This window comes from Amycolatopsis sp. NPDC051102 (genome assembly GCF_040682815.1).
Lineage (GTDB): Bacteria > Actinomycetota > Actinomycetes > Mycobacteriales > Pseudonocardiaceae > Amycolatopsis.
Genome location: NZ_JBFBBT010000004.1, coordinates 388,323 through 414,222 on the forward strand (window position 1 = coordinate 388,323; position 25,900 = coordinate 414,222).

Below are 25,900 nucleotides of genomic sequence, written 5' to 3' on the forward strand. Positions count from 1 at the left end.
GCACCCCGCGCCGCCTACGATCGTCAGCGTGACGGACTCGCCCGAAGGACTCGCCGCCGCGCTCGACGCGACCGGTTACCTCGCCGATGACGGGCTGGCGACCGCCGGTTTCCTCGCGCTGCGGATGGGCCGCCCCCTCTTCTGCGAAGGCGAGCCCGGGACCGGCAAGACCTCGCTCGCCCTCGCGCTGGCCGCCGCGCTCGGGTGGCCGCTCGTCCGCCTTCAGTGCCACGAAGGCATCGACGCCTCCCAGGCGCTCTACGAATGGGACTTCCCGCGGCAGCTGCTGCACCTGCGCGCGCTGGAAGCCGCCGGTGACGGGCACCTCGACGTCGAGACCGCCGAGCGGTCGCTCTACACCGAGCGGTTCCTGCTCGCCCGGCCGCTGCTGCAGGCCCTGATCAACGCGCCGTGCGTGCTGCTCATCGACGAGATCGACCGGGCCGACGACGAATTCGAAGCCTTTCTCCTGCAGCTGCTCGACGAACACGCCGTCACCATTCCCGAATACGGCGAAGTCCGCGCCGAACAGCCGCCGCTGGTCGTGCTGACCTCGAACCGGACCCGGGAAGTGCACGACGCGCTCAAGCGCCGGTGCCTCTACCACTGGCTCGAACACCCGGACCTGGTGCGTGAGGTCGCCATCCTGCGCCGTAGGATCCCGCAGACAGGCGAAGTGCTGGCCAGGCAGATCGCGGAAGCGGTACATCGGCTCCGCGAAATGGACCTGCTGAAGCCACCGGGAGTGGCGGAGTCACTCGACTGGGCGCGAGCCCTGCTGACTCTGCAGCGTGACGAGCTGGACGCGGCGACGGCGGCGCGGACGCTCGGCGCAGTCCTGAAGTACAGCGAAGACCTCGACCGGGTCCGGGCGAAGCTCGACGCCCTCTTCGCCTGATCCCGGTGGGATGACGGATGAAGCCGAGACGGGGGAGGACCTGCGGATGAGCGTGGCGGAGACGACCGAGACGAGACCGGCGGCCGAAGCGGGGCCGGACCGGCCGGACCCGGTCGGCGCGAACACCGGGCGGCGGGGGTGGCGGGCCCGGCTCGCCGCCGTGGCCGCGGTGCTCGGCGGCACCGCGCTGATCGCCGCGCACGCCTCGCTCTACGGCCGCTGGCTGATCGACGACGCCGCCATCACGTTCGCCTACTCGCGCAACGTCGCCGACGGCTTCGGGCCGGTCCTCCAGCCCGGCGCCGCGCCGGTCGAGGGGTACTCCAACCCGACCTGGATGGTCCTGCTCGCCCTCGGCAAGCTCGTCGGCCTGTTCGACCACGGCACGCTCTTCGGCGTCAACGACCAGATCCTCTTCCCGAAGGCGCTCGCGCTCGCCTGCTGCGCCGGCGTCCTCGTCCTGTTCTACTTCGGCGCGAAGACGCTCACCCGCCGGCCCGCGCTCGTCACGTTCGCCGCCGGGGCCGCGCTCGCCGCGATCCCGTCCTTCGTGATCTGGTGCTTCTCCGGCCTCGAAAACTCCTTCTACGCGCTGACGATCGCCGCGCTCGCCGTGCTGATCCTGCGCGCCGTGCAGGGCGGCCGGCTGCTCGACACCCGGATCGCCGTCGGCACCGGGCTGATCGCCGTGCTCGCCGCGCTGACCCGGCCCGACGGGATCATCTACGCCGGTGCCTACCCGATCGTCGTCCTGCTGTTCCTCAAGCGGGACCTGCTCGGCCGCAGCGTCCGCGCCGTCGTCCTGTCGGTCGCCGGGTTCGCCGTGCCGTACGGCGCCTACGTGGTCTTCCGCTGGTTCGAATTCGGCCGGCTGGTGCCCAACACGGCCATCGCGAAGGGGCAGGAGGCGCCGAGCCTCGAGGACCTCGCGCGGCCGGACGAGATCGTCTCCTACGTGGGCTGGCTGGTCGTCGCGGTCGCCGTCGCGTGCCTGGTCATGCTGCTGGTCCGGCCGTCGCGGCTGCGCACCGGCCTGATCGCGCTGCTCGTGCCGTTCGGGCTCACCGTGGCCGCCTACATCGTGCTCGAGTACGACTGGATGGGGCAGCTGCGCTTCGCCACCCCGGTCTGGACGCTCGGCGCGTTCGGCGGCGCGGTCGTGGTCGTCGAGGCACTGGCCGCGGCCCGCCTGCGCGGCCGGATCGTGCTCGCCTGCCTGCTCGTGGTGGCCCTGGTCAGCTCGGTGAGCGGGCTCTACACCCAGGGCACGACCTACCGCGCCAACGTCAAGACGGCGTTCTGCATCGTCGCCGAGCGCGACGCGCAGACCGTCAACGGCTTCGCGGACATCCTCAAGCTGCCCGACACCGCCCAGGTCGGCCTCATCGACCTCGGCGGGACGTCGCTGGGCAGCCGCATCCGGGTGCTGGACCTGGCCGGCCTCGGTGACAAGCCGATCGCCGACTTCCTGCACGGCTCCGACCTGCAGGGCCTGCGCGACTACGTCTTCACGCAGGCCAAGCCCGAGCTGATCACGTTCATCGGGTCGTGGATCACCACACTGCAGTTCGACAAGGACCCGCGGTTCGACCGCGACTACGTGACGATCTTCGTCAACCGGCCGATCGGCAACACGACCGTCGACTCGCGCAACTGGGTCAGCTACCACGTCCGGCGTGACCTGGTCGACCCCGCGAAGCTCGCCGAGCTCCAGGCCTACGCCCAGAAGACGCTGACCCCGGTGCTGGAGCTGAACAAGACGGCGGCCCTGCGCGGCTGCGCGAACATCCAGCCCGGCACGAAGGCCGCCTGACCCGGTACCACGCCGCCCGCCTCGCCGGTCCACAAAGGACCGGCGAGGCGGGCGTTTTTAATTGCGTTGCTGCGCCGCGGGGCATTCGGGCATCCTTTTCCCAGCACAGCAGAAACCGCCGCCGAGAGGAGGAGATCGTGACCCGACGGCAAGCCCGGAACTCGTGCGGCACGATCTCCCGTGCCGTTCGCTGACTTCCTTAACCTTCCGAAAAGCTCTTCGCGCCCACCCTCCCGCTACCTTGGGTCGGCCGCGGCGAAGAGCGCGGTCTGCGCGCCTGCCCGGGGAGGGGTGCGCGCGCAGACCGCCCCGTTCCGGTAGCTCAGCAGGAGAGAGCGCGGCGCTACGAACGCCGAGGTCCGAGGTTCGAGTCCTCGCCGGGACGCCAGACAGGCGCACAATGGAGACATGACCGCCGCCGCCGATCCCGTCGCCGGGTACGCCGGGTTCGCCGCCGCGCTGCGCGAAGCCGGTGTCGCTTGCGACGCCCACCGCGTCCAGGCGTACCTGACCGCCGTCGCCGAGATCGACGTCGCCGAACCCACGCAGCTCTACTGGGCCGGGCGCCTGACGCTCTGCTCGAGCCCCGACGACCTCCCGTGCTACGAAGAGGCGTTCAGCCAGTGGTTTTCGATCGAGACGACGACCCCGCAGCGCGCGAAGACCGCCGTCCCGAAGCAGGCGCGGATCGCCCCGCTCGTCGACGCCGAGGGCGGCAACGCCGAGGGTGGCGGCGGTCCTGACCAGCTGAAAGTCGCCGCGAGTGCCCACGAGGTGCTGCGCCACCGCGACCTCGCCGAGCTCACCACGGCCGAGCGGGAACACCTCCGCGAGCTGCTGGCCGCGCTGAAACCCGTGCCTCCGCGGCGCCCGGCCGCCCGCCGGACGCCGTCGCGGCGTGGCCGACTCGACCCCTCGCGCACGCTGCGCGCCATGCTCGCCAGCGGCGGCGAGCCCCTGAACCTCGTGCGCGCCAAGCGCGGCAGCCGGCCGCGGCGGGTGGTGCTGCTCATCGACGTCTCGGGGTCGATGAGCCCGTACGCCGACGCCCTGCTGCGGTTCGCCCACGTCCTGACGCGGTCCGCGCCCCAGGCCGTCGAGGTGTTCACGCTCGGCACGCGGCTGACCCGGGTGTCGCGGCAGCTGCGCCAGCGCGACCCGGAACGCGCGATGCTCGCCGCGGGCTCGGCGGTGCCGGACTTCGCCGGCGGAACCCGGCTCGGGGAGACGCTCCAGGCGTTCCTCGACCGCTGGGGCCGGCGCGGCGTGGCGCGCCGCGCGGTCGTCACGGTGTTCTCCGACGGCTGGGAACGCGGCGACACCGGACTGCTCGGCGAACAGCTCGCGCGGCTGCGCCGGCTCGCGCACGCCGTATTCTGGGTGAATCCGCACGCCGGCCGTGCGGGCTACGCTCCGGTCCAGTCGGGCATCGTGGCCGCGCTGCCCCACATCGACCGGCTCCTGGCCGGGCACACCCTGGCCACTTTGGAACGACTGCTCGGGGAGATTTCCGATGCGTGACGTACTGGACGACGTGTTCCGCCGCTGGTCCGAAGGCGAGACCGTCGGACTGGGCACTGTGGTCGCGACCTTCTCGTCGGCGCCGCGCGCGCCCGGCGCCGCGATGGTCGTCGCCCCCGACGGCACGGTCGCCGGCAGCGTGTCCGGCGGCTGCGTCGAGGGCGCGGTCTACGAGCTGGCGCGGGAGGTCGTCGCCGAGCGCAAGCCGGTGCTGCAGCGCTACGGCGTCACCGACGACGACGCCTTCGCGGTCGGCCTGACCTGCGGCGGGATCATCGACATCTACGTCGAGCACGTCGACCGCGAGTCGATGCCGGAGCTCGGCGACGTGGTCGCGTCCGTGCGCGGCGGCGAGCCGGTTGCGGTCGTCACGATCATCGAGCACGAGCGTGAAGGCCTGGTCGGCGAGCACATGATCGTGTGGCCGGACCGCACCGCGGGCTCGCTGGGCTCCTCGCGGATGGACGACGCGGTCGCCGACGACGCGCGCGGGCTGCTGGCCAGCGGCCGCACCGGCACCCTGCACTACGGCCCGGACGGGCAGCGCCGCGGCGAGGGCATGGCGGTGTTCGTCAACTCCTTCGAGCCGCCGCCCCGCCTGCTGGTCTTCGGCGCGATCGACTTCGCCGCCGCGATGGCCCGCATGGGCGCCTACCTCGGCTACCAGGTCACGGTGTGCGACGCGCGGCCGGTGTTCGCCACCACCAGCCGCTTCCCGGACGCGCACGAGGTCGTCGTCGACTGGCCGCACCGCTATTTGCAGGCGGAGGCCGACGCGGGCCGCATCGACCAGCGCACGGCGATCGCGGTGCTGACCCACGACCCGAAGTTCGACGTGCCGCTGCTGGAGGTCGCGCTGCGTCTGGACGTCGGTTACGTCGGCGCGATGGGCTCCCGCAAGACCCACGACGACCGGTTCGCGCGCCTGCGCGAGGCCGGGATCTCCGAGGCGGAGCTGGACCGGCTGTCCTCGCCGATCGGTCTCGACCTGGGCGCCCGCACCCCGGAGGAGACCGCGGTTTCCATCGCGGCCGAGATCATTGCGCTGCGCTGGGGTGGCGGCGGCCAGCGGCTCGCGGAGCTGACGGGCCGGATCCACGGCTGAGGGTTTCCGGTCGCCGCTGGTCCGGGTGGCGCACAAAAGTTCACCCGTCCGGCGTTCCGCAGGTACGGCGTCCCGGCGAAGTTAGCGGCGTATCTGCGGAACAGGTAGTTGAACGTGTGACATCAGGGCTTGTCCGCGCGAAGGTCGCGTAGCACGCTCGGGGTCTGTGAGCCCGATCACTCCTCGGGCAGGCCGCTCCCGAACCGGCTTTTGGAGGCCTGATGCGCATCACCGTCACCGTCGACGGGACGAAGTACACCGACGAAGTGGAGCCTCGCACCCTGCTCGTGCACTACCTGCGCGAACGGCTCGGCAAGGTCGGCACCGTCGTCGGCTGCGACACCAGCAACTGCGGCGCCTGCACCGTCCACCTGGACGGGCACAGCGTCAAATCCTGCTCCGTCCTGGCCGTGCAGGCCGACGGCTGCGAGGTCACCACCGTCGAAGGCCTCGCCCGCGACGGCAAGCTGCACCCGGTGCAGCAGGCCTTCCACGACAACCACGCCCTGCAGTGCGGGTTCTGCACGCCGGGGATGATCATGCAGTCGATCGACCTGCTGGCCGACAACCCGGACCCGGACGAACAGGCCGTCCGCGAAGGGCTCGAAGGCAACCTCTGCCGCTGCACCGGCTACCAGAACATCGTCCGCGCGGTCCGCGACGCCGCGAAGCACATGAGCCCCGGCGCCGGCCCCGAAGCCGAGCGGATCGCCGAGAACAAGCACGTCGGCGTGGGTGGTGACTGATGACCGCCACGATCGAGCCCGAGGTCGGCAAGTCCCGCCGCCGCAAGGAGGACGAGCGGCTGATCACCGGCCGCACCCGCTGGACCGACAACATCACGCTGCCCGGGATGCTGCACATGGCCGTCCTGCGCAGCCCGTTCGCGCACGCCAAGATCGTCTCGATCGACACCTCGGCGGCGAAGAGCGCGCCGGGTGTCATCGCGGTCTACACCGCGAAGGACCTCGACCCGGACGGCTCGGTCGGCATGCCGTGCGCGTGGCCGATCACGCCGGACATGAAGGCGCCACGCCGCCCGGTGCTCGCCGACGGCACGGTCAACTTCGCCGGTGAAGGCGTCGCGGTCGTCGTCGCGCGGTCGTCGGCCGAAGCCCACGACGCGCTCGAGGAGATCGACGTCGAGTACGACGAGCTGCCGGTCGTCCTCGACATGGAAGCCGCCATCGCCGACGGCGCCGCGCTGGTCCACGAGGACCTGGGCACCAACACGAGCGCGGTCTGGAAGTTCGACTCCGCCGAGGCCGGCACCGGCGGCAACGTCGAGGACGCGATCAGCTCGTCGGAGGTCGTGCTCAAGCGCCGCTTCCGGCAGCAGCGCCTGGTCCCGGCGTTCATGGAGCCGCGCGCCTGCGTCGTCGACCCGACCAGCACGCAGATCACCATGTGGTCGGCCACGCAGGTCCCGCACATCCTGCGCGTGATGTCGGCGCTGACGCTCGGCATCCCCGAGCACAAGCTGCGCGTGATCGCCCCGGACGTCGGCGGCGGCTTCGGCGGCAAGATCGGCGTCCTGCCGGAAGAGATGATGTCGCTGCTGGTCGCGCGGAAGCTCGGCAAGCCGGTCAAGTGGAACGAGACGCGGTCGGAGACCATGCTCGCCGCGCACCACGGCCGCGACCAGATCCAGGACATCACCATTTCCGCGACCCGTGACGGCCAGGTCACCGGCCTGAAGGTCGAGCTGCTGGCCAACCTCGGCGCGTACAACGGCCTGGTCGGGCCCGGCGTGCCGATCCTCGGCGCGTTCATGTTCAACGCGATCTACAAGATCCCGGCGTACCACTTCGCGTGCACCAACGTGTACACGACGACGACGCTGACCGACGCCTACCGCGGCGCCGGGCGGCCGGAGGCGACGTTCGCGATCGAGCGGATCATGGACGAGCTCGCCGTCGAGCTCGGCATGGACCCGATGGAGCTGCGCGAGAAGAACTGGATCAAGCACGAGGAGTTCCCGTTCACGACCGTGTGCGGGCTGACCTACGACTCCGGCAACTACGAGGCCGCCACCGAGAAGGCCAAGCAGCTCTTCGACTACGACGGCCTGCGCGCCGAGCAGGAGAAGCGCCGCAGCTCGGGCGACAAGGTCCAGCTCGGCATCGGCATCTCGACGTTCACCGAGATGTGCGGGCTCGCGCCGTCGCGGGTGCTCGGCTCGCTCGACTACGGCGCCGGCGGCTGGGAGTACGCGTCGATCCGGATGCTGCCCACGGGCAAGGTCGAGGTCACCACCGGCGCGTCCGCGCACGGCCAGGGGCACGAGACGGCGTGGAGCCAGATCGTCGCCGACCAGCTGGGCGTCGCGTTCGAGGACGTCGAGATCCTGCACGGCGACACCCAGTCGTCGCACAAGGGCATGGACACCTACGGCTCGCGCTCCCTGGTGGTCGGCGGCATCGCGGTCATCAAGGCCGCCGAGAAGGTGATCGCGAAGGCCAAGCCGATCGCGGCGCACCTGCTCGAATGCGCCGAGGACGACCTGGAGTTCGCCGGCGGCAAGTTCACCGTGAAGGGCACGGACACGTCCACGACCATGGGCGACGTCGCGCTCGCGGTGTTCGCGGCGCACAACCTGCCCGACGGGGTCGAGCCGTCGCTCGACTCGGACGCCACCTTCGACCCGGAGAACTTCTCGTTCCCGCACGGCACGCACCTGTGCGCGGCCGAGGTGGACACCGAGACCGGCCGGATCAAGCTGCGTTCGTACGTCTGCGTCGACGACGTCGGCGTCGCGGTGAACCCGCTGATCGTCGAAGGACAGGTGCACGGCGGCCTCGCGCAGGGCATCGCGCAGGCGCTGTTCGAGGGCACCGAGCACGACGAGAGCGGCACGCTCACCACCGGCACGTTCGCCGACTACCTGCTGCCGTCGGCGGCCGACCTGCCGTCGTTCACCACCGACCGCACGGAAACCCCGTCGACGACGAACCCGCTCGGCGCCAAGGGCGTCGGCGAGGCGGGCACCATCGCGTCCACCCCGGCGGTGGTCAACGCGGTGATCGACGCCGTGCGCCACTTCGGCGTGAACGACATCGAGATGCCGCTGACCCCGATGCGGGTCTGGCACGCCATCCAGCACGGCACCACCGACGCGGGCGGCCCCGGCCGCGGCGAAGCGGGTGGCGGCCTCGGTTCGATCGACGCCACCGGAGGTGCGCAGTGATCCCGGCTCCCTTCGACTACGTCCGTCCGTCCACAGTGGACGAAGCGGTGCAGGCCCTGGCGTCGGCGGGTGAGGACGCCAAGGTGCTGGCCGGCGGCCAGAGCCTGCTGCCGGTGCTGCGGATGCGCCTCGCGGCCCCGACCACGCTGGTGGACCTCGGGCGCGTCGCGGAACTGCGCGGCGTGCGCGAAGACGGCGACGAGCTGGTGATCGGCTCGATGACGACGCACTACGACGTCCAGCGGGACGCCCTGGTGGCTTCGCACGCGGCCCTGCTCAAAGAGGCGACGGACACGGTGGCCGACCCGCAGATCCGCCACCGCGGCACGCTCGGCGGCGCGATCGCCCACGCCGACCCGGCCGGGGACCTGCTGGCCCCGGTGCTCGCGCTGGACGCGTCGCTGGTGCTGGCCGGCCCGTCGGGGCGGCGCACGGTGCCGGCCACGGAGTTCTTCCGCGACCTGTTCACCACCGCGCTGGCTCCGGACGAGCTGCTGGTCGAGGTCCGCGTACCCAAGCACACGGGGTGGCGGGCGCACTACGAGAAGTTCAACCGGGTCGCCCAGGCGTGGTCGATGGTCGCGGTCGCGGTCACCGTCCGCACCGAGGCGGGCGTGATCGAGGAAGCCCGGGTAGCGCTGACGAACATGGGGTCGACCCCGGTCCGCGCCTCGGGCGTCGAGTCGGCCCTGGTCGGCGTCCAGGCCACGGCGGACGCGATCCGCGCGGCGGCTTCACACGCGGCGGAGGGCACGAATCCGCCGGTCGACAGCAACGCCGACGTCGAATACCGCCGTCACCTGGCCGAGGTGCTGACGGGCCGCGCGATCGCGGCGGCGGCCGGAGCCTGACGTCCGGCTCGGGGCCGCGGCCGGTCCACCGGCCCGCGGCCCCGAGACGGCTAGGGTGGGGGTGCGGACACCCCAGGTTCGGCAGAAAGGAGGTCGGCCCGTGCGGCTCGACCACGAATTCACCGTCCCGGCTCCGATCGACGAGGTCTGGCAGGCGGTAGTCGACCCGGAGCGCGTCGCCCCGTGCATGCCGGGCGCGTCGCTGACCAAGGTCGAAGGGGACAAGTTCAGCGGCACGGTGAAGGTCAAGCTGGGCCCGATTTCCCTGCTGTACAAGGGCAACGGCGAGTTCCTGGAGAAGGACGAAGCCGCCCGTAAGGTGACGATCAAGGCCTCGGGCAAGGACTCCCGCGGAGCAGGCACGGCGGCGGCAACGGTGACGTTGACCCTGACGGAGGCCGACGGCGGAACCCACGGAGCGGTGGCCACGGACCTGGCGATCACGGGCAAGCCGGCCCAGTTCGGCCGCGGGCTGATCAGCGAGGTGGGCGGCAAGATCCTGGACACGTTCGCGGGCTGCCTGTCGGGCAAGCTGGCCTCCCCGGAGGGCGCGGCCGCCAAGGGCGCGACGGCGAACGCCCCGGCGGAGAGTGCCGAGGCGCCCGGCAGTGCCCCGGCAGCGGCCGCGGCGGCTGCCAAGGGTGCGGCCGGCAGTGCGCCGGCTGCCGAGGGTGCGGCCGGCAGCGCCCCGGCTGCGGAGGGTGCGGCCAGCAGCGCCCCGGCTGCCGAGGGTGCGGCCGGGAACGCCCCGGCGGCAGGTGCCAAGGCGCAGCCGGTGGCCGAACCGGCGCTGAAGCCGGTGCCGGATCAGGCGGCGTCGGCGGGCGAGCCGACGGCCACGTCCGAGCCGGTGGCCAAGCCCCAGCCCGCGGTGAAGCCGGCCCCGACGACCGCGGAGATCAACACGGAGCCGAAGGCCAAGCCGGCGGCGGACCGGCCGCCGCTGCGCAGCGTCCCGGCACCGCCGGAGACCGAGGCGATCGACCTGCTCGACTACGCGGGGCAGTCCGTGCTCAAGCGGGTGGCGCCGGTCCTGCTCGGCATTGCCGCGGTGGCGGGTTTGGTGGCGATCGTCCGCGCCCTGCGCAAGTGAGCTGACCTGAGTCGACGGTCTTGGCTGGTCCTCCTTGGGTGGCCGGTGGGCTGTTCGCGCGCCTTTGGTGGCTGGTTCGGCGTTGTCCGCGCTGCGCAGGTGAGCTGACCTGAGTCGACGGTCTTGGCTGTCCTCCTTCGGAGGCCCGTGGGCTGTTGGCGCGTTGGCCAGGTGAGCTGTCCTCGGGCGACGGTCCAGACTGGTCCTCCCTTCGGCGAGCGGTCCGTCCTGTGTGCCCCGTTGGTGATCTTCTAGGCGGTGCCCAGCTGGGCTGATCTACCGTGCGCGGGTTTCCGAGCAGGTGCGTTGCCCGCAAATCCCCCGGACTGGCGACGCGGCTCGTCGGAACGGCTACGCTGGGCTACCTGTCGGCCGAACTTCGCGCAAGGGGTACGTCACGATGCCGGTTCGTCACGTCTGTGGCCTCGGCTCTTGAGAGCCCAGGCCGCCGTGCGCCGGGAAGCGGTTTCCACCTGGCCCGGCTGGCCCGCGCGGTGGGCGATGTGGGGTGGTGCCAAGTCCCGCTGGATCGCCTACGCGCTCGGTTGTGAACTGCTCGCCGTCGTCGCGACCGTGACCGCGCTGGTCACCGGGTTCGGTGGGCCCGTGCGTCCGGTGTGGTTCGCCGTGCTGGTCGCCTTGGGCGTGGCGCAGGCCGAGGCGTCGCGCCGGATCGAACGGCTGCGCCGGTGGATGAGCGGGCAGACGCACATCAACGTCACGTCCGTCTGGTACCTCGCCGGTGTCGTCCTGCTCCCGCCGGCCTGGGTCGCGCTGCTGGCCGTGGTGCTCTACACGCACCTGTGGGTGCGAGTGTGGCGGCAGGTGCGTACGCGCCCGGCCCACCGCTTCGTCGCGAGCACGGCGTGGGCGATGCTCTCCTGTTTCGCTGCTTCCTCCGTTCTCGCGGTCTTGGGGTTGCACGGGACGCCGTTGCAGACGTCGCGCGGGTTGTTCGCGCTGTGCCTGGCGGCCGCGGTGTTCGAGCTGGTGAACGTCGGGGTGGTCGCCGCCGGGATCTACCTGTACACGAGCCAGCGCTCGGCCGCCGACCTGATCGGGACCTGGGAAGACAACGCTTTCGAGCTGGCGACCCTCTGCCTCGGTGGCCTCGCCGCGCTCGCGCTGGTCGAGCAGCCGGTGCTGGTGGTGTTCGTCGTCGCGCCGTTGCTGCTGCTGCACCGGTACCTGTTGCTGAAGCAGCAGTTGCAGGTCGCCGCGGTCACCGATGAGAAGACCGGCCTGCTCAACACCGCGGGCTGGCACGAATCCGCGGTGCGGGAGCACGCCCGCGCCCAGCGCCGCGGCGCGGCCGGCGACTTCGCCGTGCTGATGATCGACCTCGACCACTTCAAGCGGATCAACGACACCTACGGCCACCTGACCGGTGACGACGTGCTGGCCGCCGTCGCGGTGGCGATCTCCGGCTCGGTGCGCCAGGGCGACACAGTCGGCCGGTTCGGCGGCGAGGAGTTCGTCGTGCTGCTGCCGGGCATCGGCCGCGCGGACGTGCTGGCCATCGCCGAACGGGTGCGGGTGGCGGTGGGCGAGCTGACCGTGGTGATCTCCACGCGCGCCGGAACCGTCCAGGTGAGCGGCCTGTCGGTCTCGATCGGCGTCGCTCGTCATCCCGATGCCGGCCCCACCCTCGACGACGTCCTCCGCACCGCCGACGCGGCGCTGTACCGGGCCAAGGAGGCGGGCCGCAACCGGGTCGCCGTGTGAGGACGGCGGCCGGGCCGTTGTGATGTACGGCGCGAAATACGCCGCCGCGGCTGTCGTTGGACTCTCTATGAGCGGCGCGGATCACGAGACGGACGTGGTGGTGATCGGGGCCGGGCAGGCGGGGCTGTCCGCCGCCTACCACCTGCGGCGGGCCGGGTTCGCCAACGGGCGCGGGTTCGTCGTGCTCGATCACGGGAAGCGGGCCGGGGGTGCCTGGCAGTACCGGTGGCCCTCCCTGGTGCTCGGGAAGGTGCACGGCATCCACGACCTGCCCGGCATGGCCTTCGGCACGCCGGACGTGACGCGCCCCGCCTCCGAAGTGGTCTCCGAATACTTCGCGCGCTTCGAAAGCGTCTACGACCTTCCGGTGCTGCGGCCGGTCGACGTCCAGTCCGTGACGCGGGCGGGGGAGCGGCTGGTCGTTTCGAGCCCCGCGGAGTCCTGGGCCGCCAAGGCGGTCATCAGCGCCACCGGGACCTGGGACCGGCCCTTCTGGCCGCGCTATCCCGGGCAGGAGACGTTCGCCGGCCGGCAGCTGCACACCGCCGACTACACCGGGCCCGAGGCGTTCCGGGGCCGGCGGTTGGTCGTCGTCGGGGGTGGGGCGTCGGCCGTCCAGCTGCTCATGGAGTTCGCGCCGCTCGCGCGCGCGACGGCCTGGGTGACCCGCCGGCCGCCCGTGTGGCGGGACGAGCCCTTCAGCGAGAACTGGGGGCGCAACGCCGTCGCGAAGGTCGACGAACGGGTGCGTGCCGGGCTGCCGCCCGAAAGCGTCGTCAGCGTCACCGACCTCGCCGTGACACCGGAGGTGCGGGCCGCCCGGGCCGCGGGCATCCTCGACCGGCGGCCGATGTTCGAGCGCATCACGCCGGAGGGTGTCGTCTGGGCGGACGGCTCGCGGTTCGACGCCGACGTGATCCTCTGGGCCACCGGCTTCCGCGCGGCGATCGACCACCTCGCCCCGCTGCACGTGCGTGAACCGGGTGGCGGGATCCGTGTGGACGGCACGCGGGTGGTCCGCGAACCGCGGCTGCACCTGGTGGGGTACGGGCCGTCGGCGAGCACGGTCGGGGCGAACCGGGCGGGACGCGCCGCGGTGACGGAAATCCGGAAACTGCTGAGTTCGGACGGCTGAACCGGGTCTTCGCCGGCGGGTCGGGGTTCGGGATGCAGGGGCCATGCATCCGAAACTACCGAACATCTGTGCGAACGCCATCACTGAATCGGGTGATCTTCCAGCTCGGCGGATTCGCCTTGTACAGCAAGGAAAATGGACGCTCCACATCGGACAGTGGAGGCATCCGGCGAGCGCGGGCGGGTGAGGCCGCTCAGCGATGGTGGCGAGCCGCGGCCGGGTCGCGCAGCCCGACGACGTTGTGGACCGGGTGCCCCGGGTTATCCAGCGCCTGATGCCCGGCTCGCACTGCCGCCACCGTCGCGGTCCCGCGCCCCGGAGCAGTATCCCGTTCACCGGCACACGCGCTGAGCAGCGGAAACCGTGAAAGTCTCACCCTCTTGACCGATTCAAGGACAAGACAAGTCTTGTCAGCCGGAACACCTCCTCGTTAAAGTCCGAGCTGTTCGATTAGTTAGGAAACTTTCCTAACAGTTTCCCGCCCGTTAACCCGACGCCGCAGCCCACCAGCCACCGCCAGGCCCGTAAGGAGCGCGACGTGCCGTCCACCCGCCTACGTCCCTTAGCCCGACTCACCCCGCTGATCGCCGCCGTGGTGCTGTTGCCGTCCGCGGTCGCCGCGGCCGCCGGCACCCAGGCCGCCGATGTCCTGCTGTCGCAGGGGAAACCGGTCGCGACCTCGACCGTCGAAAGCTCGTCGTACAGCGGCGCCAAAGCCGTCGACGGCAGCACCACCACCCGCTGGGCCAGCGCCGAGGGCGCCGACCCGCAGTGGCTGCGGATCGACCTCGGCCAGTCCGCGACCATCCACCGCGTCGTCCTCAACTGGGAAGCCGCCTACGCGAAGAAGTACCGCATCGAGGTCTCCGACGACGGCACGTCGTTCACCACGGCCACCACCGTCGACACCGGCGACGGCAAGATCGACGACCTCGGCGGCCTCACCGCCCGCGGCCGCTTCGTGCGCTTCGTCGGCCTCACCCGCGGCACCAGCTACGGCTACTCCTTCTGGGAGATGCAGGTCTACGGCACGACGGACTCCTCCGGCGACACCCAGGCCCCGTCCACTCCGGCCGGTCTCACCGCCGGCCCGGCGACGGCCACGAGCATCCCGCTGACCTGGGGCGCCGCGACCGACAACGTCGGCGTTACCGGGTACGACGTCCTCCGCAACGGCACGGCCGTCGCCACCAGCGCGACGACGTCGTACACCGACACCGGGCTCGCCCCGGACACGAGCTACACCTACGCGGTCCGCGCGCGTGACGCCGCGGGCAACGCCTCGCCCGCGAGCACGCCGATCACGGTCAAGACCGCGGCCGGGAGTGCCGGCTTCGTCCTCGCCGCCGCCGGTGACATCGCCGAACAGTGCACCGCGAGCAGTTCCGGTTGCGTCCACCCCAAGACCGCGAAGCTCGTCGAGAACATCAACCCCGCGGCCGTGATCACCATGGGCGACAACCAGTACGACGAGCCCACCCTGTCCGACTTCAAGAACTACTACGACAAGACGTGGGGCAAGTTCAAGAGCATCACCCACCCGGTCCCGGGCAACCACGAGTCCTACAGCGGGTTCACCGGCTACGACCAGTACTTCGGCGCCATCGCCAAGCCGCAGGGTCAGCGGTACTACAGCTGGGAAATGGGCAACTGGCACTTCATCGCCCTCGACTCGAACGACTTCGTCACCCACGACGACTTCGCCGAGCCGCCCCAGATCACCTGGCTGAAGCAGGACCTGGCCCGCAACACGAAGGGCTGCGTCGCCGCGTACTACCACCACCCGCGGTGGAGCTCGGGTGACCACGGCGACAACAAGGACAGCATCGAGCTGTGGAACCTGATGGTCGCCAACAAGGTCGACCTCGTCCTGAACGGCCACGACCACGACTACGAGCGGTTCGTGCCGCAGAACGCCGACGGCAAGGCCGACGCGAACGGCCCGGTCGAGATCGTCGGCGGCAGCGGCGGCGCGAACCTGTACGACCTGAGCCCGGCGCACGCCACGACCGCCAAGCTGCTGAAGACCTTCGGCGTCCTGAAGCTCTCGATGACGGACACGACGTTCCAGACGCAGCTCATCGGCGTCGACGGCAAGGTCCTGGACACCAGCCCGACCTACACCTGCCACTAGGAGGCCCGGGCATGTACATCGCGGCAAGCCGTACCTCGGACCTGGCGTCCGGCACCGACCGCAAACCGGCGCTGAAGCGGGTCTCCGCCAACGTGGTGGCGCTGGGCATGGTCAGCCTGGTCACCGACGTCTCGTCGGAGATGGTGACCGCCGTCCTCCCGCTCTACCTGGTGCTCGGCCTCGGCCTGAACCCGCTGCAGTTCGGGCTGCTCGACGGGCTCTACGCGGGCGCCACCGCGGTCGTGCGGGTGCTCGGCGGGCACCTCGCCGACCGGTGGCGGCGGCTCAAGGCCGTCGCCGGGTTCGGGTACGGCTTGTCCGCGGTGTGCAAGCTCGGCCTGGTCGCGGCCGGTTCCTCGGTCGCGGCCATCGGCCTGGTCCTCGCCGCCGACCGCACCGGGAAGGGCCTGCGCACCGGGCCGCGCGACGCGCTCATCTCGCTCAGCAGCGAGCCGGCGGCCCTCGGCCGCTCGTTCGGGGTGCACCGGGCGATGGACACCGTCGGCGCGTTCCTCGGCCCGCTGGTGGCCATGGCGGTCCTCGCCGTGAGCCTCGGCAGCTACACCAGCGTGTTCTTCACCAGCTTCTGCGTCGCGGCCATCGCCGTGCTGCTGCTGGCCCTGTTCGTCCGCGACCGGCCCGGTGCGGTCGACCGCGCCGCGGTGTCCGCACGCGCCGCGCTCGGTCTCCTGCGACAGCAGGACTTCCGGCGCGTGACGCTCTGGGCGGCACTGCTCGGCCTGGTGACGGTCGGCGACTCGTTCGTCTACCTCGTCCTGCAGCGGCGCTGGGAGATCGCGGCGACGTACTTCCCGCTGCTGCCGCTGGGCACGGCCGGGGTCTACCTGCTGCTGGCCGTGCCGCTCGGCAAGCTCGCCGACCGCGTCGGCCGCTGGCCGGTGTTCCTCGGCGGGCACGTGGCCCTGTGCCTGGCCCTGGTGCTGCTCTGCGGCCCGCAGGCGGGGCTGTGGCTCGCCGTGGTCGCGCTCGGCCTGCACGGCGTGTTCTACGCGGCCACCGACGGCGTCCTGATGGCCGCCGCCGGCCCGCTGATCCCGGCCGGCCTGCGCGCGACCGGGCTGGCCGTGGTGCAGACGGGCCAGGCCGTGGCCCGGATGCTCTCCTCCGTCCTCTTCGGACTGGCGTGGACGCTGTGGGACCTGCGGCCCGCGGTGCTCGTCGCCGCGGTCTGCCTGGCCGCCGTCGCCCTCGCCGCCGCCTTCGCGAAACCGGTGCGCCCGTGAAGAAAATCGTTCTCGCCCTCACCGGCACGGCCCTCCTGGTCGCCGCCGCCGTCACCTACACCGTCAGCGCGCGGCACGACACCGCGGCCGCCGAACCCGCCGCCGCGGTGATCCTGACCCCCGGCCAGCTGCTGTTCCGCGACACGGCCACCGGCCGCGTCGGCGCTGTCCCGCTCGGCGAAACCACGGCGAAACCGCAGCTCAGCGGCCTGAAGTGTGATCGGTTCGCGGTGGCGAAGCAGACGGCCGTGTGCCTGGCGGTCCGGCCGGGCACGCTCCCGGCGATCACCGACGTCCTCGTCCTCGACGACCACCTCGCCGTCCGCCACACCGAAACCCTGCCCGGCACGCCGAGCCGCGCCCGCGTCTCGCCGGACGGCAAGCGCGTCGACTGGACGCTGTTCGTCACCGGCGATTCGTACGCGGAAACCGGCTTCTCGACGCGTGCGGGGCTTTACGAGGTCGACACCGGACGGCTCGTCAAGACGATCGAGGAGCTGCCGGTCTTCAAGGACGGCATCCGCTACTTCGCGGCCGACGTCAACTACTGGGGCATCACCTTCGCCGCCGACGGCAACCGCTTCTACGCCACCCTCGGCAGCAAAGGCCGGACCTACCTCGTCGAAGCCGACTACGGGCGCTACCGCGGCAAGACCCTCCGCGAGAACGTCGAATGCCCGTCGCTGTCCCCGGACGGCAAGCGGGTCGCCTTCAAGAAGAAGGTCGGCAACGGCGTCTGGCGGCTGTCGGTGCTGGACCTCGGGACGCTGAAGGAGACCGAACTCGCCGAGCCGCGCAGCGTCGATGACCAGGCGCTCTGGCAGGACGACCGCACGATCCTGTACGGGCTGGAGAACGCCGTCTGGGCCGTGCCGGCGGACGGCTCCGGCGCGCCGCGGCAGCTGGTCGCCGGCGCGGCGTCGCCGGCCGTCACTCAGGACCCGAGGTAACGGACCTGGCCGCCCTTCCCGCGCTCGTAACCGTCGCGCCCGGCCAGGTGCTCGGGCACGCCGACCTCCCACCAGGCTCCGGCTTCGGTCCACGCCGACGGCTGCGTCTTCACCACGACCACCGCCGGCCGCTGCTCCGAGACGGCCGCTTCGCGAGCCGAGGCGTAGGCCTCCCGAAGTGAGTCCACAGTGGACGCCGTGAACACGACGCACCCCAGCGACTCGGCGTGGCGGGCGAAGTCCACCCGCGGCGGCGAAGCGTGCGAGGTCGTGCAGTCGGCGTAGAAGTTGTTGAACGGCTTCCCGCCCTGGCCTTCCTGGAGCCGCGCGATCACGGCGTACCCGTCGTTGTCGCAGACGACCGCGACGAACGGGTGACCCGCGAACGCGGCCGAGAACAGCTCCGAGTTCAGCATCAGGTACGAGCCGTCACCCAGCAGCGTCGTCACCAGGCCCGGGTGGGCGATCGCCGCACCCCACGCACCGGACAGCTCGTAGCCCATGCAGGAGAAGCCGTACTCGACGTCCATCGAGACCGAGCCGGACCCGCGCCAGCCGCCGATCAGCTCGCCCGGCAGCCCGCCGGACGCCGTCATGATGTAGTCGTCCGCCCCCGACAGGTCGTTGACCACGCCGACGACCTGCGCGTATGACGGGAGCTCGCCTGAAGCCGAACGCAGCGAGTCGACGTGCGTGTCCCACGAGACCCGCTCGACCGAGGCTCGCGATGTCCACGACGGGTCCACCCGCCAGCTCTCGAGCTGGGCGGCGAGGTCCGTCAGGCCGGCGTCGGCGTCCCCGACGACCGACAATGCCCCGTGCTTCACCGCGTCGAACCGGGCCGCGTTGAGCGACACCAGCCGGACGTCGGGCGAGAAGACCGTCCAGGACGCCGTCGTGAAGTCCTGCAGCCGCGTCCCGACGGCCAGCACCACGTCGGCCGCCGCCGCGACGACGTTCGCCGACGTCGAGCCGGTGATGCCCAGCGGCCCCGCGTGCAGCGGGTGCCCGTGCGGCACCAGCGTCCGGCCCGCGGTGGTCTCCACGATCGGGATTCCGTGGCGCTCGGCGAAGTCGAGCGCGCGCTGCCCGGCCCCGGAGTACCGGACGCCGCCGCCGAGCACGAGCAGCGGGCGGTGGGCGGCACGCAGGACGGCGGCGGCCTCGGTGATCGAACGCCGGTCCGGGCGCGGGCGCAGCGGCCGGTGCGTCACCGGCTCGAACAGCGCTTCCGGGAAGTCGTACGTCTCGGCCTGGACGTCCTGCGGCAGCGCGAGGGTCACCGGCCCGGCGTCGGCCGGGTCCGTGAGCACCCGCGCCACCTGCGGCAACGTCGAGAGCAGCTGCTCGGGCCGGGTGATCCGGTCGAAGTAGCGCGAGACCGCGCGGAAGGCGTCGTTCACCGTCGCGGTCGCGTCGCCGAACGGCTCGATCTGCTGCAGCACCGGGTCCGGCGCCCGGTTGGTGAAGGTGTCGCCCGGCAGCAGCAGCACCGGCAGCCGGTTCGCGTGGGCGACCCCGGCCGCGGTGACCATGTTCAGCGCGCCCGGCCCGATCGACGACGTCACCACGCCCACCTGCCGCCGGTGCGTGGCTTTTGCGTATCCGACCGCGGCGAGGGCCATGCCCTGCTCGGTGTGCCCGCGCCAGACCGGGATGTCCCCGCGGTGTTCCTCCAGCGCGGTGCCGAGGCCGAGGACGTTGCCGTGCCCGAAGATCGCGAACACGCCGGGGAACAGCGGGACCTCGCGCCCGTCCAGGGTTTCCGAGCGCTGGGCGAGGATCCAGCGGACCAGCGCCTGAGCCGTCGTCAGCTTCACTGAACACGTCCTTCGTGACTCGTGACCGGGCAACGCGGGTCGAGCTCCTGCGACGCCCACGTGTCGCGGACCCAGCCGTGCGCGGGGTCGTCGCAGAACGCCATCGACCGCTCGTCGGCGGGCCCGGCCAGGACGTTCAGGTAGTACATCGGGTAGCCGGGCGCGGCGACGCACGGGCCGTGGTAGCCGCGCGGGATCAGGAAGACGTCGTGGTCGCGCACGGCGACGTCCTCGTCGAGCTCGCCGTCGGCGGTGTAGGTCCGGTGCAGGCCGAAACCTTCGCGGGACGGCGTGACGCCGTCCCGGCCGGCGATGCGGAAGTAGTAGATCTCCTCGTTGACGACCTCGCACTCGCTCGCCTCGTCGTGCTTGTGCGGCGGGTACGACGACCAGTTGCCGCCCGGGGTGATCAGCTCGCACGCGTTGAGCTTGTCCGCGTGGTCCCAGACCCCGGGCACGCCGAAGTTGGTCACCTGCCGCGTCGCCTGGCCGGCGCCGCGCACCTCCACCGGGACGTCCTCGGCCGGTCCGTACTTCGGGGAGAGACGCCGGGTGCAGCGCGCCATCGGTAGTGCAACCTCGAGGCCGTCCTTTGTCGACAACTCGACTTCGGCCTCCCGGGGGACGTACGCGAAGTCCGTCACGCGGGTGAAGACCGACGAGCGCCCGGCCAGCTCGAACGTTTCCCCGTCGACCCGGACCGTCGCCGAACCCGCCAGGGGCAGCACGAACGCCTCGGATTCGCCGGTGTGCAGGACGCGTACCTCGCCCGGGGCCAGCGAGAGCACCCGCAGGCCGGAGTACCGCCACCCGGCGGTGTCCGGGGTCAGCCGGACCGGGTCGGCGTCGTCGGACAGTGTCCCGAACGGACGGTGCAGCTTGCTCACTTCGCGGCCTCCAGAACCTTCGCGGCGGCTTCCACGGCCGCACCGACGTCGCCGCCGGGCGGGTAGAGCAGGGTGCGGCCGACGACCAGGCCGCGCACGACGTCGTGGCGCAGCGTCCGGCCCCACGAGGCCAGATCGGCGGCCGGATCGCCCGACGGGACGCCGCCGAGCACCACGACCGGCAGCGTGGTGGCGCCCAGGACGGCCGCCGAGTCGGTGGACGGCAGCTTCAGCCAGGTGTGCGCCGACGTCACGCCGAGCCCCGAGGCCACCGTAACCGCTCGCGCGAGGGACACGGGATCCTGCTGCAGCACCAGTTTTCCGTCCGAACGGTGGTAGGGGAGCGGCTCCACCATGGCGACCAGGCCGTAGGCGGCCAGCTCGGTGACGGCGTCGGCGCAAGCTTGCAGCGTCGGGACCGTGCCGGGGTCGGAGTCGACCAGGCGCAGCAGCATCTTGCCGCCGTCGAGCCCGCAGTCGACCAGGGTGCGGGCGTCGTAGCCGGTGAACCGGTCGTCGATCTCCCAGTCGGCGCCGGCCAGGCCGCCGCGGTTCATCGAGCCGAAGACGACCTTGTCGTGCAGGGCGCCGAGCAGCAGGAGCTCCTCGACGACGTCGGGGGTGCCGAGGAGGCCGTCGACCGCCGGGTTGGCCAGCGCGACGAGCAGCCGTTCGAGCAGCGTCCGCCGGTCGGCCATGGCGAGGGGGTCCTCGCCGACGCCCAGCGCGCCCCGGGCCGGGTGGTCGGCCGCGACCAGGAACAGGGTTCCCTGGTCGGACAGCAGCTTCGACCGCCGCCGGCGGGTGGCGTACGCCTGCCGGATCGCGCCCGGGTTCGTGGCGCGGGTGTGCAGCAGTTCCTGCCAGCGTTCGTCGGTGAGGATCACAGCAGCTCCTCGATCTCGGCGGCGGTCGGCATGGCGTCGGCGCAGGCCAGCCGGGACGCGACGAGCGCGCCCGCCGCGTTCGCGTACGCCGCGATGCGCTCCGGCGCCCAGCCCGCCAGGAGCCCGTGGATCAGGGCCCCGCCGAAGCCGTCGCCGGCACCCAGCCCGCAGACGACCTCGACACGCTGCGGCGGCACGGTCGAACGCCCGTCCGGGGTCGCCACCAGGACGCCTTCGGCGCCCTTCTTGATCACGGCGAGCCGCAGCCCGCGCTCGAGCATGCGGTCCGCGGCGGTGTCCGGGTCCGCGGTGCCGACGGCGACTTCGGCCTCGGTGCGGTTGCCGACCGCGACCGTCACGTGGTCCAGCAGGCCGCCGATCTCCGCGCGGGCCTGCTCCGCCGACCGCCAGAACATCGGCCGGTAGTCCAGGTCCAGGACGGTGTGGTCACGCCGCCCCCGTGCCTCGAGGATCTTCCGCTGGGTCGTCCGGGCCGGCTCGGCGGACACGCCGGTGCCGGTGACCCACAGCAGCGGCACCGACTCGACGACGTCCCACGGCACGTCGTCGTCGGTGAGCGTGAGGTCGGGCGCGATCGGCGACCGGTAGAACAGCAGCGGCGGGTCCGCGGGCGGGTTCAGCTCGCAGAACACCACCGGTGTCTGCAGGTCCGGCGAGGTGCCCACGAAGGCCGGCGAGACGCCGAAGCCGTCGAGGGCCTGCCGCACGTAGTCGCCGAAGCCGTCCGGCCCGACCTTGGTCAGCACCGCCGTGTGCCGGCCGAGCCGCGCGGCGGCGACCGCGACGTTGGTCGCGGTCCCGCCGAGCGACTTGGCGAACGTGCTGACCCCGGCCAGCGGCACGCCGCTCTGCTCGGGGTACAGGTCGACCCCGACCCGGCCGATGGTGAGCGCTTCGAGCGTCACGCCTTCTCCACCTGCCGCAGTTCGTGTTCCAGGGCCTCCAGTTCCGCACCGCCCGCCATCTGCCGGGTCAGCTCGTTGATGTCGATCTCCGGCTTCTCGTAGTGCCCCAGCGCGGCCCCTCGCTTGAGCAGCAGGAACCGGTCGGCGACGGGGTAGGCGTGGTGCGGGTTGTGCGTGATCAGCACGACGCCGAGCCCGCGGTCGCGAGCCTGGGCGACGTACTTCAGCACGACCCCGGCCTGCTTGACACCGAGCGCCGCCGTCGGCTCGTCCAGGATCAGCACCTTCGCGCCGAAGTACACTGCGCGCGCGATCGCGACGCACTGGCGCTCACCGCCCGAGAGCGTCCCGACCGGCTGCTCGACGTCCCGCAGGTCGATGCCCATGTCGGACAACGCCTTCTTGGTCGTCTCCCGGCCCTTCTTCCGGTCGAGCATCCGGAACGGGCCGAACCCGGTCGTCGGCTCGGAGCCGAGGAAGAAGTTCCGCCAGACGCTCATCAGCGGCACCACCGCGAGGTCCTGGTAGACGGTCGCGATGCCGCGGTCCAGCGCCTCGCGCGGCGAGGTGAACCGCACCGGCTCGCCCTCCACGAGGAACTCGCCGCGGTCGTGCTGGTGCACCCCGGCCAGGATCTTGATCAGCGTGGACTTCCCGGCGCCGTTGTCGCCGAGCACGCAGGTCACCTCGCCCGCATTGACCACAGTGGACACATCGCGGAGCGCGATCACGCTGCCGTAGGTCTTCCCGATGTCCTTCACTTCCAGCAAGCTCATCGGCGTACCCTCTCCGCGCGGCGCCGGAAGGCGTTGTTGACCAGGACCGCGGCCAGCAGCATCACGCCGAGGAACAGCATGAACCAGTCGCTGTTCCACTGCGCGAACACGATGCCCTGGCGCGCCATGCCGAAGATCAGCGCGCCGATCGCCGCGCCCACCGCCGAGCCGAACCCGCCGGTCAGCAGGCAGCCGCCGATCACCGCGGCGATGATGTACTGGAACTCCAGCCCGATGCCCTGGTTCGCCTGGACGCTGGCGAAGCGCAGGATGTTGATCGAGCCGACCAGCCACGCGCCGAGCGCGGTGCCCATGAACAGCAGGATCTTCGTGCGCACCACCGGCACGCCGACCGAGCGGGCCGAGACCTGCGACCCGCCGACCGCGAAGATCCAGTTGCCGAACCGGGTCCGCACCAGCAGCCACGCGGCGATCGCCGTGACGAGGATCCACCAGATGATCGACGACTGGAACTGCGTGCCGCCGATGTCGAAGGTGGACGCGAACAGCCCGCCGGCCGACTCGTAGCCGCTGGTCGAGCGCATGCCCGAGACCTGGACGGTGTTGGTGACCAGCCGCGTCACGCCGAGGTTGAGCCCCTGCAGGGCCAGGAACGACCCCAGCGTGACGATGAAGCTCGGCAGCCCGGTCTTCATCACCAGCCAGCCGTTGAAGGCGCCGACGCCGAGCGCGAAGACCAGCGAAGCGGCCAGCGCGAGCCAGACGTTCCAGCCCGCCTGCGTCGCCAGGATCGCCGTGACCAGCGACGTCGACGCCGTCATCACGCCGGCCGACAGGTCGAACTCGCCACCGACCATGAGCAGCGCGACCACGACGGCCATGATGCCCAGCGTCGAGGAGTCGTCGAGCCAGGTCGCCACGCCCAGCGGGCTGAGGAACTGACTGGTGACGACGGAGAAGAAGACGAACACCAGCACCGCACCGAGGAGCGCGCCGATTTCGGGGCGGACGACCAGGCGGTCCGTCAGTCCCTTTTTGGCGACGCGCTCGTCGGGCTGCGCTTGGATCGCTGCGGTCATCGCGTGCCGCGCTGCGCGTACGGGGCCACGGTGTCGATGTTGGTCTTGTCGACGAAGCCCGGGCCGGTCTGGACCGGGTGGCCGCCGCCGATGGTGTTGCCGTTCTCCTTGTACAGCTTCAGGAACACGATCGGCAGGTAGCCCTGCTCGTACTGCTGCTGGTCGACCGCGAAGAGAATGCTGCCGTCCTTGATCGCCGCGACGACGTCCGCGTTCAGGTCGAACGTGGCCACCTGGGCCTTCGAGCTGGCTTCCTTCGCCGCGGCGACGGCGCGGGCGGCGACCTGCGAGTTCAGCGCCAGCACGGCGTCGATCGACGGGTCGGACTGCAGCGCGCCGCGGATCCGGGCCTGCGCGTCGGTCGGGTTGGAGATGTCGACCTGCAGCGTCGAGACGTTGCCGAAGCTCTGCTTCGCGCCGTCGCAGCGCTGGTTCTGGCCGATGTTGCCGGCCTCGTGGATGACGCACAGCAGCTTCGTCTTGCCGGCCGCCTTGAGCCGCTGCCCGGCGCCCTGGCCCGCGAGGCCCTCGCTCTGCCCGACGTGCGCGATCGCGCCGAACTGGGCGCTGAAGTCCTCGCCGGAGTTGATGGTGATGACCGGGATCCCGGCCTTCACCGCGTTCTGGATCGACGTCTGCAGGGCCTGCGGGTTCGCCATCGAGACGACCAGGCCGCCGACCTTCTGCGCGACGGCGTTGTCGATCAGCCGGGCCTGGTTGCCCGGGTCGCCGTCGGAGAAGTAGTCGACGCCGACGTTCAGGTCCTTGCCCGCCTGCTCGGCGCCGTTCTTCACGACGTTCCAGAAGGCGTCACCGGCGCTGCCGTGGGTGACCACGGCGACCTTGAGCGGGCCGCCCGCGTTGGGGGCCGCGACGGTCGCCGAGCTGGGGTTGTCGTTCTTCGAGTTGTCGGCGGCGGGGCCGCTGCAGGCGGCGAGGGCCAGTCCGGCGGCGGCGATCGCCGCCACGCCGGCCAGCTTCTTCAGACGCAACATAGTCACTCCTTTGGGACCAGGGGTTAGAGGGAGCCGATGATCTTCGCGAGGTGGGCCAGGCTGCGCTCGGTGTCCCGCCGGGGCAGGTCGTCGGGGCTCGAGTCGCCGAGGGCGGTGTCCTGTTCGAGGACGTACCAGCCGTCGTAGCCGGCCGCCTGGACGGAGCGCACCATCGACGCCACGTCCACGTCCCCCGCGCCGAGCGGGGTGTAGATGCCCCGCCCGACCGCGTCGGTGTAGCCGAGCCGGCCCGCGCGGACCTCCGCCGCCAGGTCTTCTCGGACGTCCTTGAGATGCACGTGCCCCACCCGTTCGGGATACCGCTTCGCCAGCTCGACCGGATCCGTCCCGCCGATCATCAGGTGCCCGGTGTCGAGGCACAACCCGAGATCGGAGTCGGCGAGGAAGCGCTCGACCTCGGCCTGCTGCTCCACGTGCGTCCCGACGTGCGGGTGCAGCACCGTGCGCAGGCCGTGGGCGGCGGCGATGTCGCGGATCTTGCCCGCGGTGCCGACGAGCGTCGCCCATTCGGCGTCGGTGAGCCGCGGGCGGTCGTCGTAGCCGTCGAGGCCGGTCGCGGCCGCGAGGACGAGGACGTCACCCCCGCAGGCGGCGAAGAGCGCGGCCGATTCCTCGGCTTCTTTGAGGGCGTTCGCTTGGTCCTCGTGGAGGACGACGGCGAGGAAGCCGCCGACGAGCGTGAGGTCGTGCTGGCCCAGCAACTGCCGCAGTTCGGCCGGATCGCGGGGCAGGTAGCCGGGCGGGCCCAGCTCGGTGGCGTGGACGCCGAGGGCCGCCATCTCGCCGAGCACGGTCGCCGCGTCCAGTACCCGGCCCCACCCCGGTACTTCGCAGACGCCCCAGGAGATCGGGGCGGCGGCCACGCGGATCGTCGCTGTCACAAGGGGCCTCC

General features: G+C 71.6%; 21 protein-coding genes and 1 tRNA gene. 14 read left to right on the forward strand and 8 right to left on the reverse strand.

Features of this window, described 5'->3' with window-relative positions:
* Positions 1–28 precede the first annotated feature (28 nt).
* The 14 genes from AB0M93_RS16230 to AB0M93_RS16295 all read left to right on the forward strand — a co-directional run bounded on the left by AB0M93_RS16230 (position 29) and on the right by AB0M93_RS16295 (position 17,656).
* Positions 29–898 carry a MoxR family ATPase gene (locus AB0M93_RS16230; protein ID WP_364273847.1) on the forward strand — a complete coding sequence of 290 codons (870 nt, stop codon included), beginning with the start codon at positions 29–31 and terminating at the stop codon, positions 896–898.
* Positions 899–908: 10 nt separating this feature from the next.
* The gene (locus AB0M93_RS16235; RefSeq protein ID WP_364273850.1) at positions 909–2,711 is read left to right on the forward strand and encodes a hypothetical protein; all 1,803 of its coding nucleotides are present in this window, start codon (positions 909–911) and stop codon (positions 2,709–2,711) included.
* 311 nt (positions 2,712–3,022) lie between these two features.
* Positions 3,023–3,099 (forward strand) — tRNA-Arg (locus AB0M93_RS16240).
* A gap of 20 nt (positions 3,100–3,119) precedes the next feature.
* Entirely contained in the window at positions 3,120–4,232 is a 1,113-nt protein-coding gene (locus tag AB0M93_RS16245; RefSeq protein ID WP_364273853.1) for a VWA domain-containing protein, read from the forward strand.
* Positions 4,225–5,337, forward strand: a complete 1,113-nt coding sequence (locus AB0M93_RS16250; protein WP_364273856.1) for an XdhC/CoxI family protein — start codon at positions 4,225–4,227, stop codon at positions 5,335–5,337. Before AB0M93_RS16245 ends, AB0M93_RS16250 begins: the two co-directional genes overlap by 8 nt.
* Before the next feature lie 221 nt (positions 5,338–5,558).
* On the forward strand, positions 5,559–6,083 hold the full coding sequence (locus AB0M93_RS16255) for a (2Fe-2S)-binding protein (protein WP_364273858.1): 525 nt from the start codon (positions 5,559–5,561) through the stop codon (positions 6,081–6,083).
* Positions 6,083–8,524, forward strand: a complete 2,442-nt coding sequence (locus AB0M93_RS16260; protein ID WP_364273861.1) for a molybdopterin cofactor-binding domain-containing protein — start codon at positions 6,083–6,085, stop codon at positions 8,522–8,524. Before AB0M93_RS16255 ends, AB0M93_RS16260 begins: the two co-directional genes overlap by 1 nt.
* On the forward strand, positions 8,521–9,375 hold the full coding sequence (locus AB0M93_RS16265) for a xanthine dehydrogenase family protein subunit M (protein ID WP_364273864.1): 855 nt from the start codon (positions 8,521–8,523) through the stop codon (positions 9,373–9,375). The genes AB0M93_RS16260 and AB0M93_RS16265 overlap by 4 nt, the downstream gene beginning before the upstream one ends.
* A gap of 100 nt (positions 9,376–9,475) precedes the next feature.
* Positions 9,476–10,468 carry an SRPBCC domain-containing protein gene (locus AB0M93_RS16270; protein WP_364273867.1) on the forward strand — a complete coding sequence of 331 codons (993 nt, stop codon included), beginning with the start codon at positions 9,476–9,478 and terminating at the stop codon, positions 10,466–10,468.
* Between the two features lie 432 nt (positions 10,469–10,900).
* Entirely contained in the window at positions 10,901–12,193 is a 1,293-nt protein-coding gene (locus AB0M93_RS16275; protein ID WP_364273870.1) for a GGDEF domain-containing protein, read from the forward strand.
* A gap of 67 nt (positions 12,194–12,260) precedes the next feature.
* Positions 12,261–13,328 (forward strand): NAD(P)-binding domain-containing protein, encoded by a 1,068-nt coding sequence (locus tag AB0M93_RS16280; RefSeq protein WP_364273873.1) that lies wholly within the window; start codon positions 12,261–12,263, stop codon positions 13,326–13,328.
* Between the two features lie 580 nt (positions 13,329–13,908).
* Positions 13,909–15,462, forward strand: coding sequence for a discoidin domain-containing protein (locus tag AB0M93_RS16285; RefSeq protein ID WP_364274364.1), 1,554 nt, complete (start codon positions 13,909–13,911; stop codon positions 15,460–15,462).
* Between the two features lie 11 nt (positions 15,463–15,473).
* Positions 15,474–16,706 carry an MFS transporter gene (locus AB0M93_RS16290; protein ID WP_364273875.1) on the forward strand — a complete coding sequence of 411 codons (1,233 nt, stop codon included), beginning with the start codon at positions 15,474–15,476 and terminating at the stop codon, positions 16,704–16,706.
* Positions 16,703–17,656 (forward strand): hypothetical protein, encoded by a 954-nt coding sequence (locus AB0M93_RS16295; protein ID WP_364273878.1) that lies wholly within the window; start codon positions 16,703–16,705, stop codon positions 17,654–17,656. The genes AB0M93_RS16290 and AB0M93_RS16295 overlap by 4 nt, the downstream gene beginning before the upstream one ends.
* On the opposite strand, the gene iolD is transcribed toward AB0M93_RS16295, so the two are convergent.
* The 8 genes from iolD to AB0M93_RS16335 are packed head-to-tail and all read right to left on the reverse strand — an operon-like array spanning position 17,641 to position 25,889.
* Complete coding sequence (gene iolD, locus AB0M93_RS16300; RefSeq protein WP_364273881.1) at positions 17,641–19,476, reverse strand: 3D-(3,5/4)-trihydroxycyclohexane-1,2-dione acylhydrolase (decyclizing); 1,836 nt, start codon at positions 19,474–19,476, stop codon at positions 17,641–17,643. The genes AB0M93_RS16295 and iolD overlap by 16 nt on opposite strands.
* Positions 19,473–20,363, reverse strand: coding sequence for a 5-deoxy-glucuronate isomerase (gene iolB, locus AB0M93_RS16305; protein ID WP_364273884.1), 891 nt, complete (start codon positions 20,361–20,363; stop codon positions 19,473–19,475). Before iolB ends, iolD begins: the two co-directional genes overlap by 4 nt.
* Complete coding sequence (locus tag AB0M93_RS16310) at positions 20,360–21,250, reverse strand: aldolase (protein WP_364273887.1); 891 nt, start codon at positions 21,248–21,250, stop codon at positions 20,360–20,362. Before AB0M93_RS16310 ends, iolB begins: the two co-directional genes overlap by 4 nt.
* Positions 21,247–22,176, reverse strand: a complete 930-nt coding sequence (gene iolC / locus AB0M93_RS16315) for a 5-dehydro-2-deoxygluconokinase (RefSeq protein WP_364273890.1) — start codon at positions 22,174–22,176, stop codon at positions 21,247–21,249. Before iolC ends, AB0M93_RS16310 begins: the two co-directional genes overlap by 4 nt.
* Entirely contained in the window at positions 22,173–22,952 is a 780-nt protein-coding gene (locus AB0M93_RS16320) for an ATP-binding cassette domain-containing protein (RefSeq protein WP_364273893.1), read from the reverse strand. Before AB0M93_RS16320 ends, iolC begins: the two co-directional genes overlap by 4 nt.
* Positions 22,949–23,992 (reverse strand): ABC transporter permease, encoded by a 1,044-nt coding sequence (locus tag AB0M93_RS16325; protein WP_364273896.1) that lies wholly within the window; start codon positions 23,990–23,992, stop codon positions 22,949–22,951. The genes AB0M93_RS16320 and AB0M93_RS16325 overlap by 4 nt, the downstream gene beginning before the upstream one ends.
* Positions 23,989–24,987: a sugar ABC transporter substrate-binding protein gene (locus AB0M93_RS16330; protein WP_364273899.1), complete on the reverse strand. Its 999-nt coding sequence runs from the start codon at positions 24,985–24,987 to the stop codon at positions 23,989–23,991. Before AB0M93_RS16330 ends, AB0M93_RS16325 begins: the two co-directional genes overlap by 4 nt.
* Before the next feature lie 23 nt (positions 24,988–25,010).
* Positions 25,011–25,889 carry a TIM barrel protein gene (locus AB0M93_RS16335; RefSeq protein ID WP_364273902.1) on the reverse strand — a complete coding sequence of 293 codons (879 nt, stop codon included), beginning with the start codon at positions 25,887–25,889 and terminating at the stop codon, positions 25,011–25,013.
* Positions 25,890–25,900 lie beyond the last annotated feature (11 nt).

Bases quoted from the DNA above. Each gene is read 5' to 3' on its own strand.
- AB0M93_RS16235 (WP_364273850.1), top strand. From the start codon at position 909: ATGACGGATGAAGCCGAGACGGGGGAGGACCTGCGGATGAGCGTGGCG.
- AB0M93_RS16245 (WP_364273853.1), top strand. From the start codon at position 3,120: ATGACCGCCGCCGCCGATCCCGTCGCCGGGTACGCCGGGTTCGCCGCC.
- AB0M93_RS16250 (WP_364273856.1), top strand. From the start codon at position 4,225: ATGCGTGACGTACTGGACGACGTGTTCCGCCGCTGGTCCGAAGGCGAG.
- AB0M93_RS16255 (WP_364273858.1), top strand. From the start codon at position 5,559: ATGCGCATCACCGTCACCGTCGACGGGACGAAGTACACCGACGAAGTG.
- AB0M93_RS16260 (WP_364273861.1), top strand. From the start codon at position 6,083: ATGACCGCCACGATCGAGCCCGAGGTCGGCAAGTCCCGCCGCCGCAAG.
- AB0M93_RS16280 (WP_364273873.1), top strand. From the start codon at position 12,261: ATGAGCGGCGCGGATCACGAGACGGACGTGGTGGTGATCGGGGCCGGG.
- AB0M93_RS16290 (WP_364273875.1), top strand. From the start codon at position 15,474: ATGTACATCGCGGCAAGCCGTACCTCGGACCTGGCGTCCGGCACCGAC.
- AB0M93_RS16320 (WP_364273893.1), bottom strand. From the start codon at position 22,952: ATGAGCTTGCTGGAAGTGAAGGACATCGGGAAGACCTACGGCAGCGTG.
- AB0M93_RS16325 (WP_364273896.1), bottom strand. From the start codon at position 23,992: ATGACCGCAGCGATCCAAGCGCAGCCCGACGAGCGCGTCGCCAAAAAG.
- AB0M93_RS16330 (WP_364273899.1), bottom strand. From the start codon at position 24,987: ATGTTGCGTCTGAAGAAGCTGGCCGGCGTGGCGGCGATCGCCGCCGCC.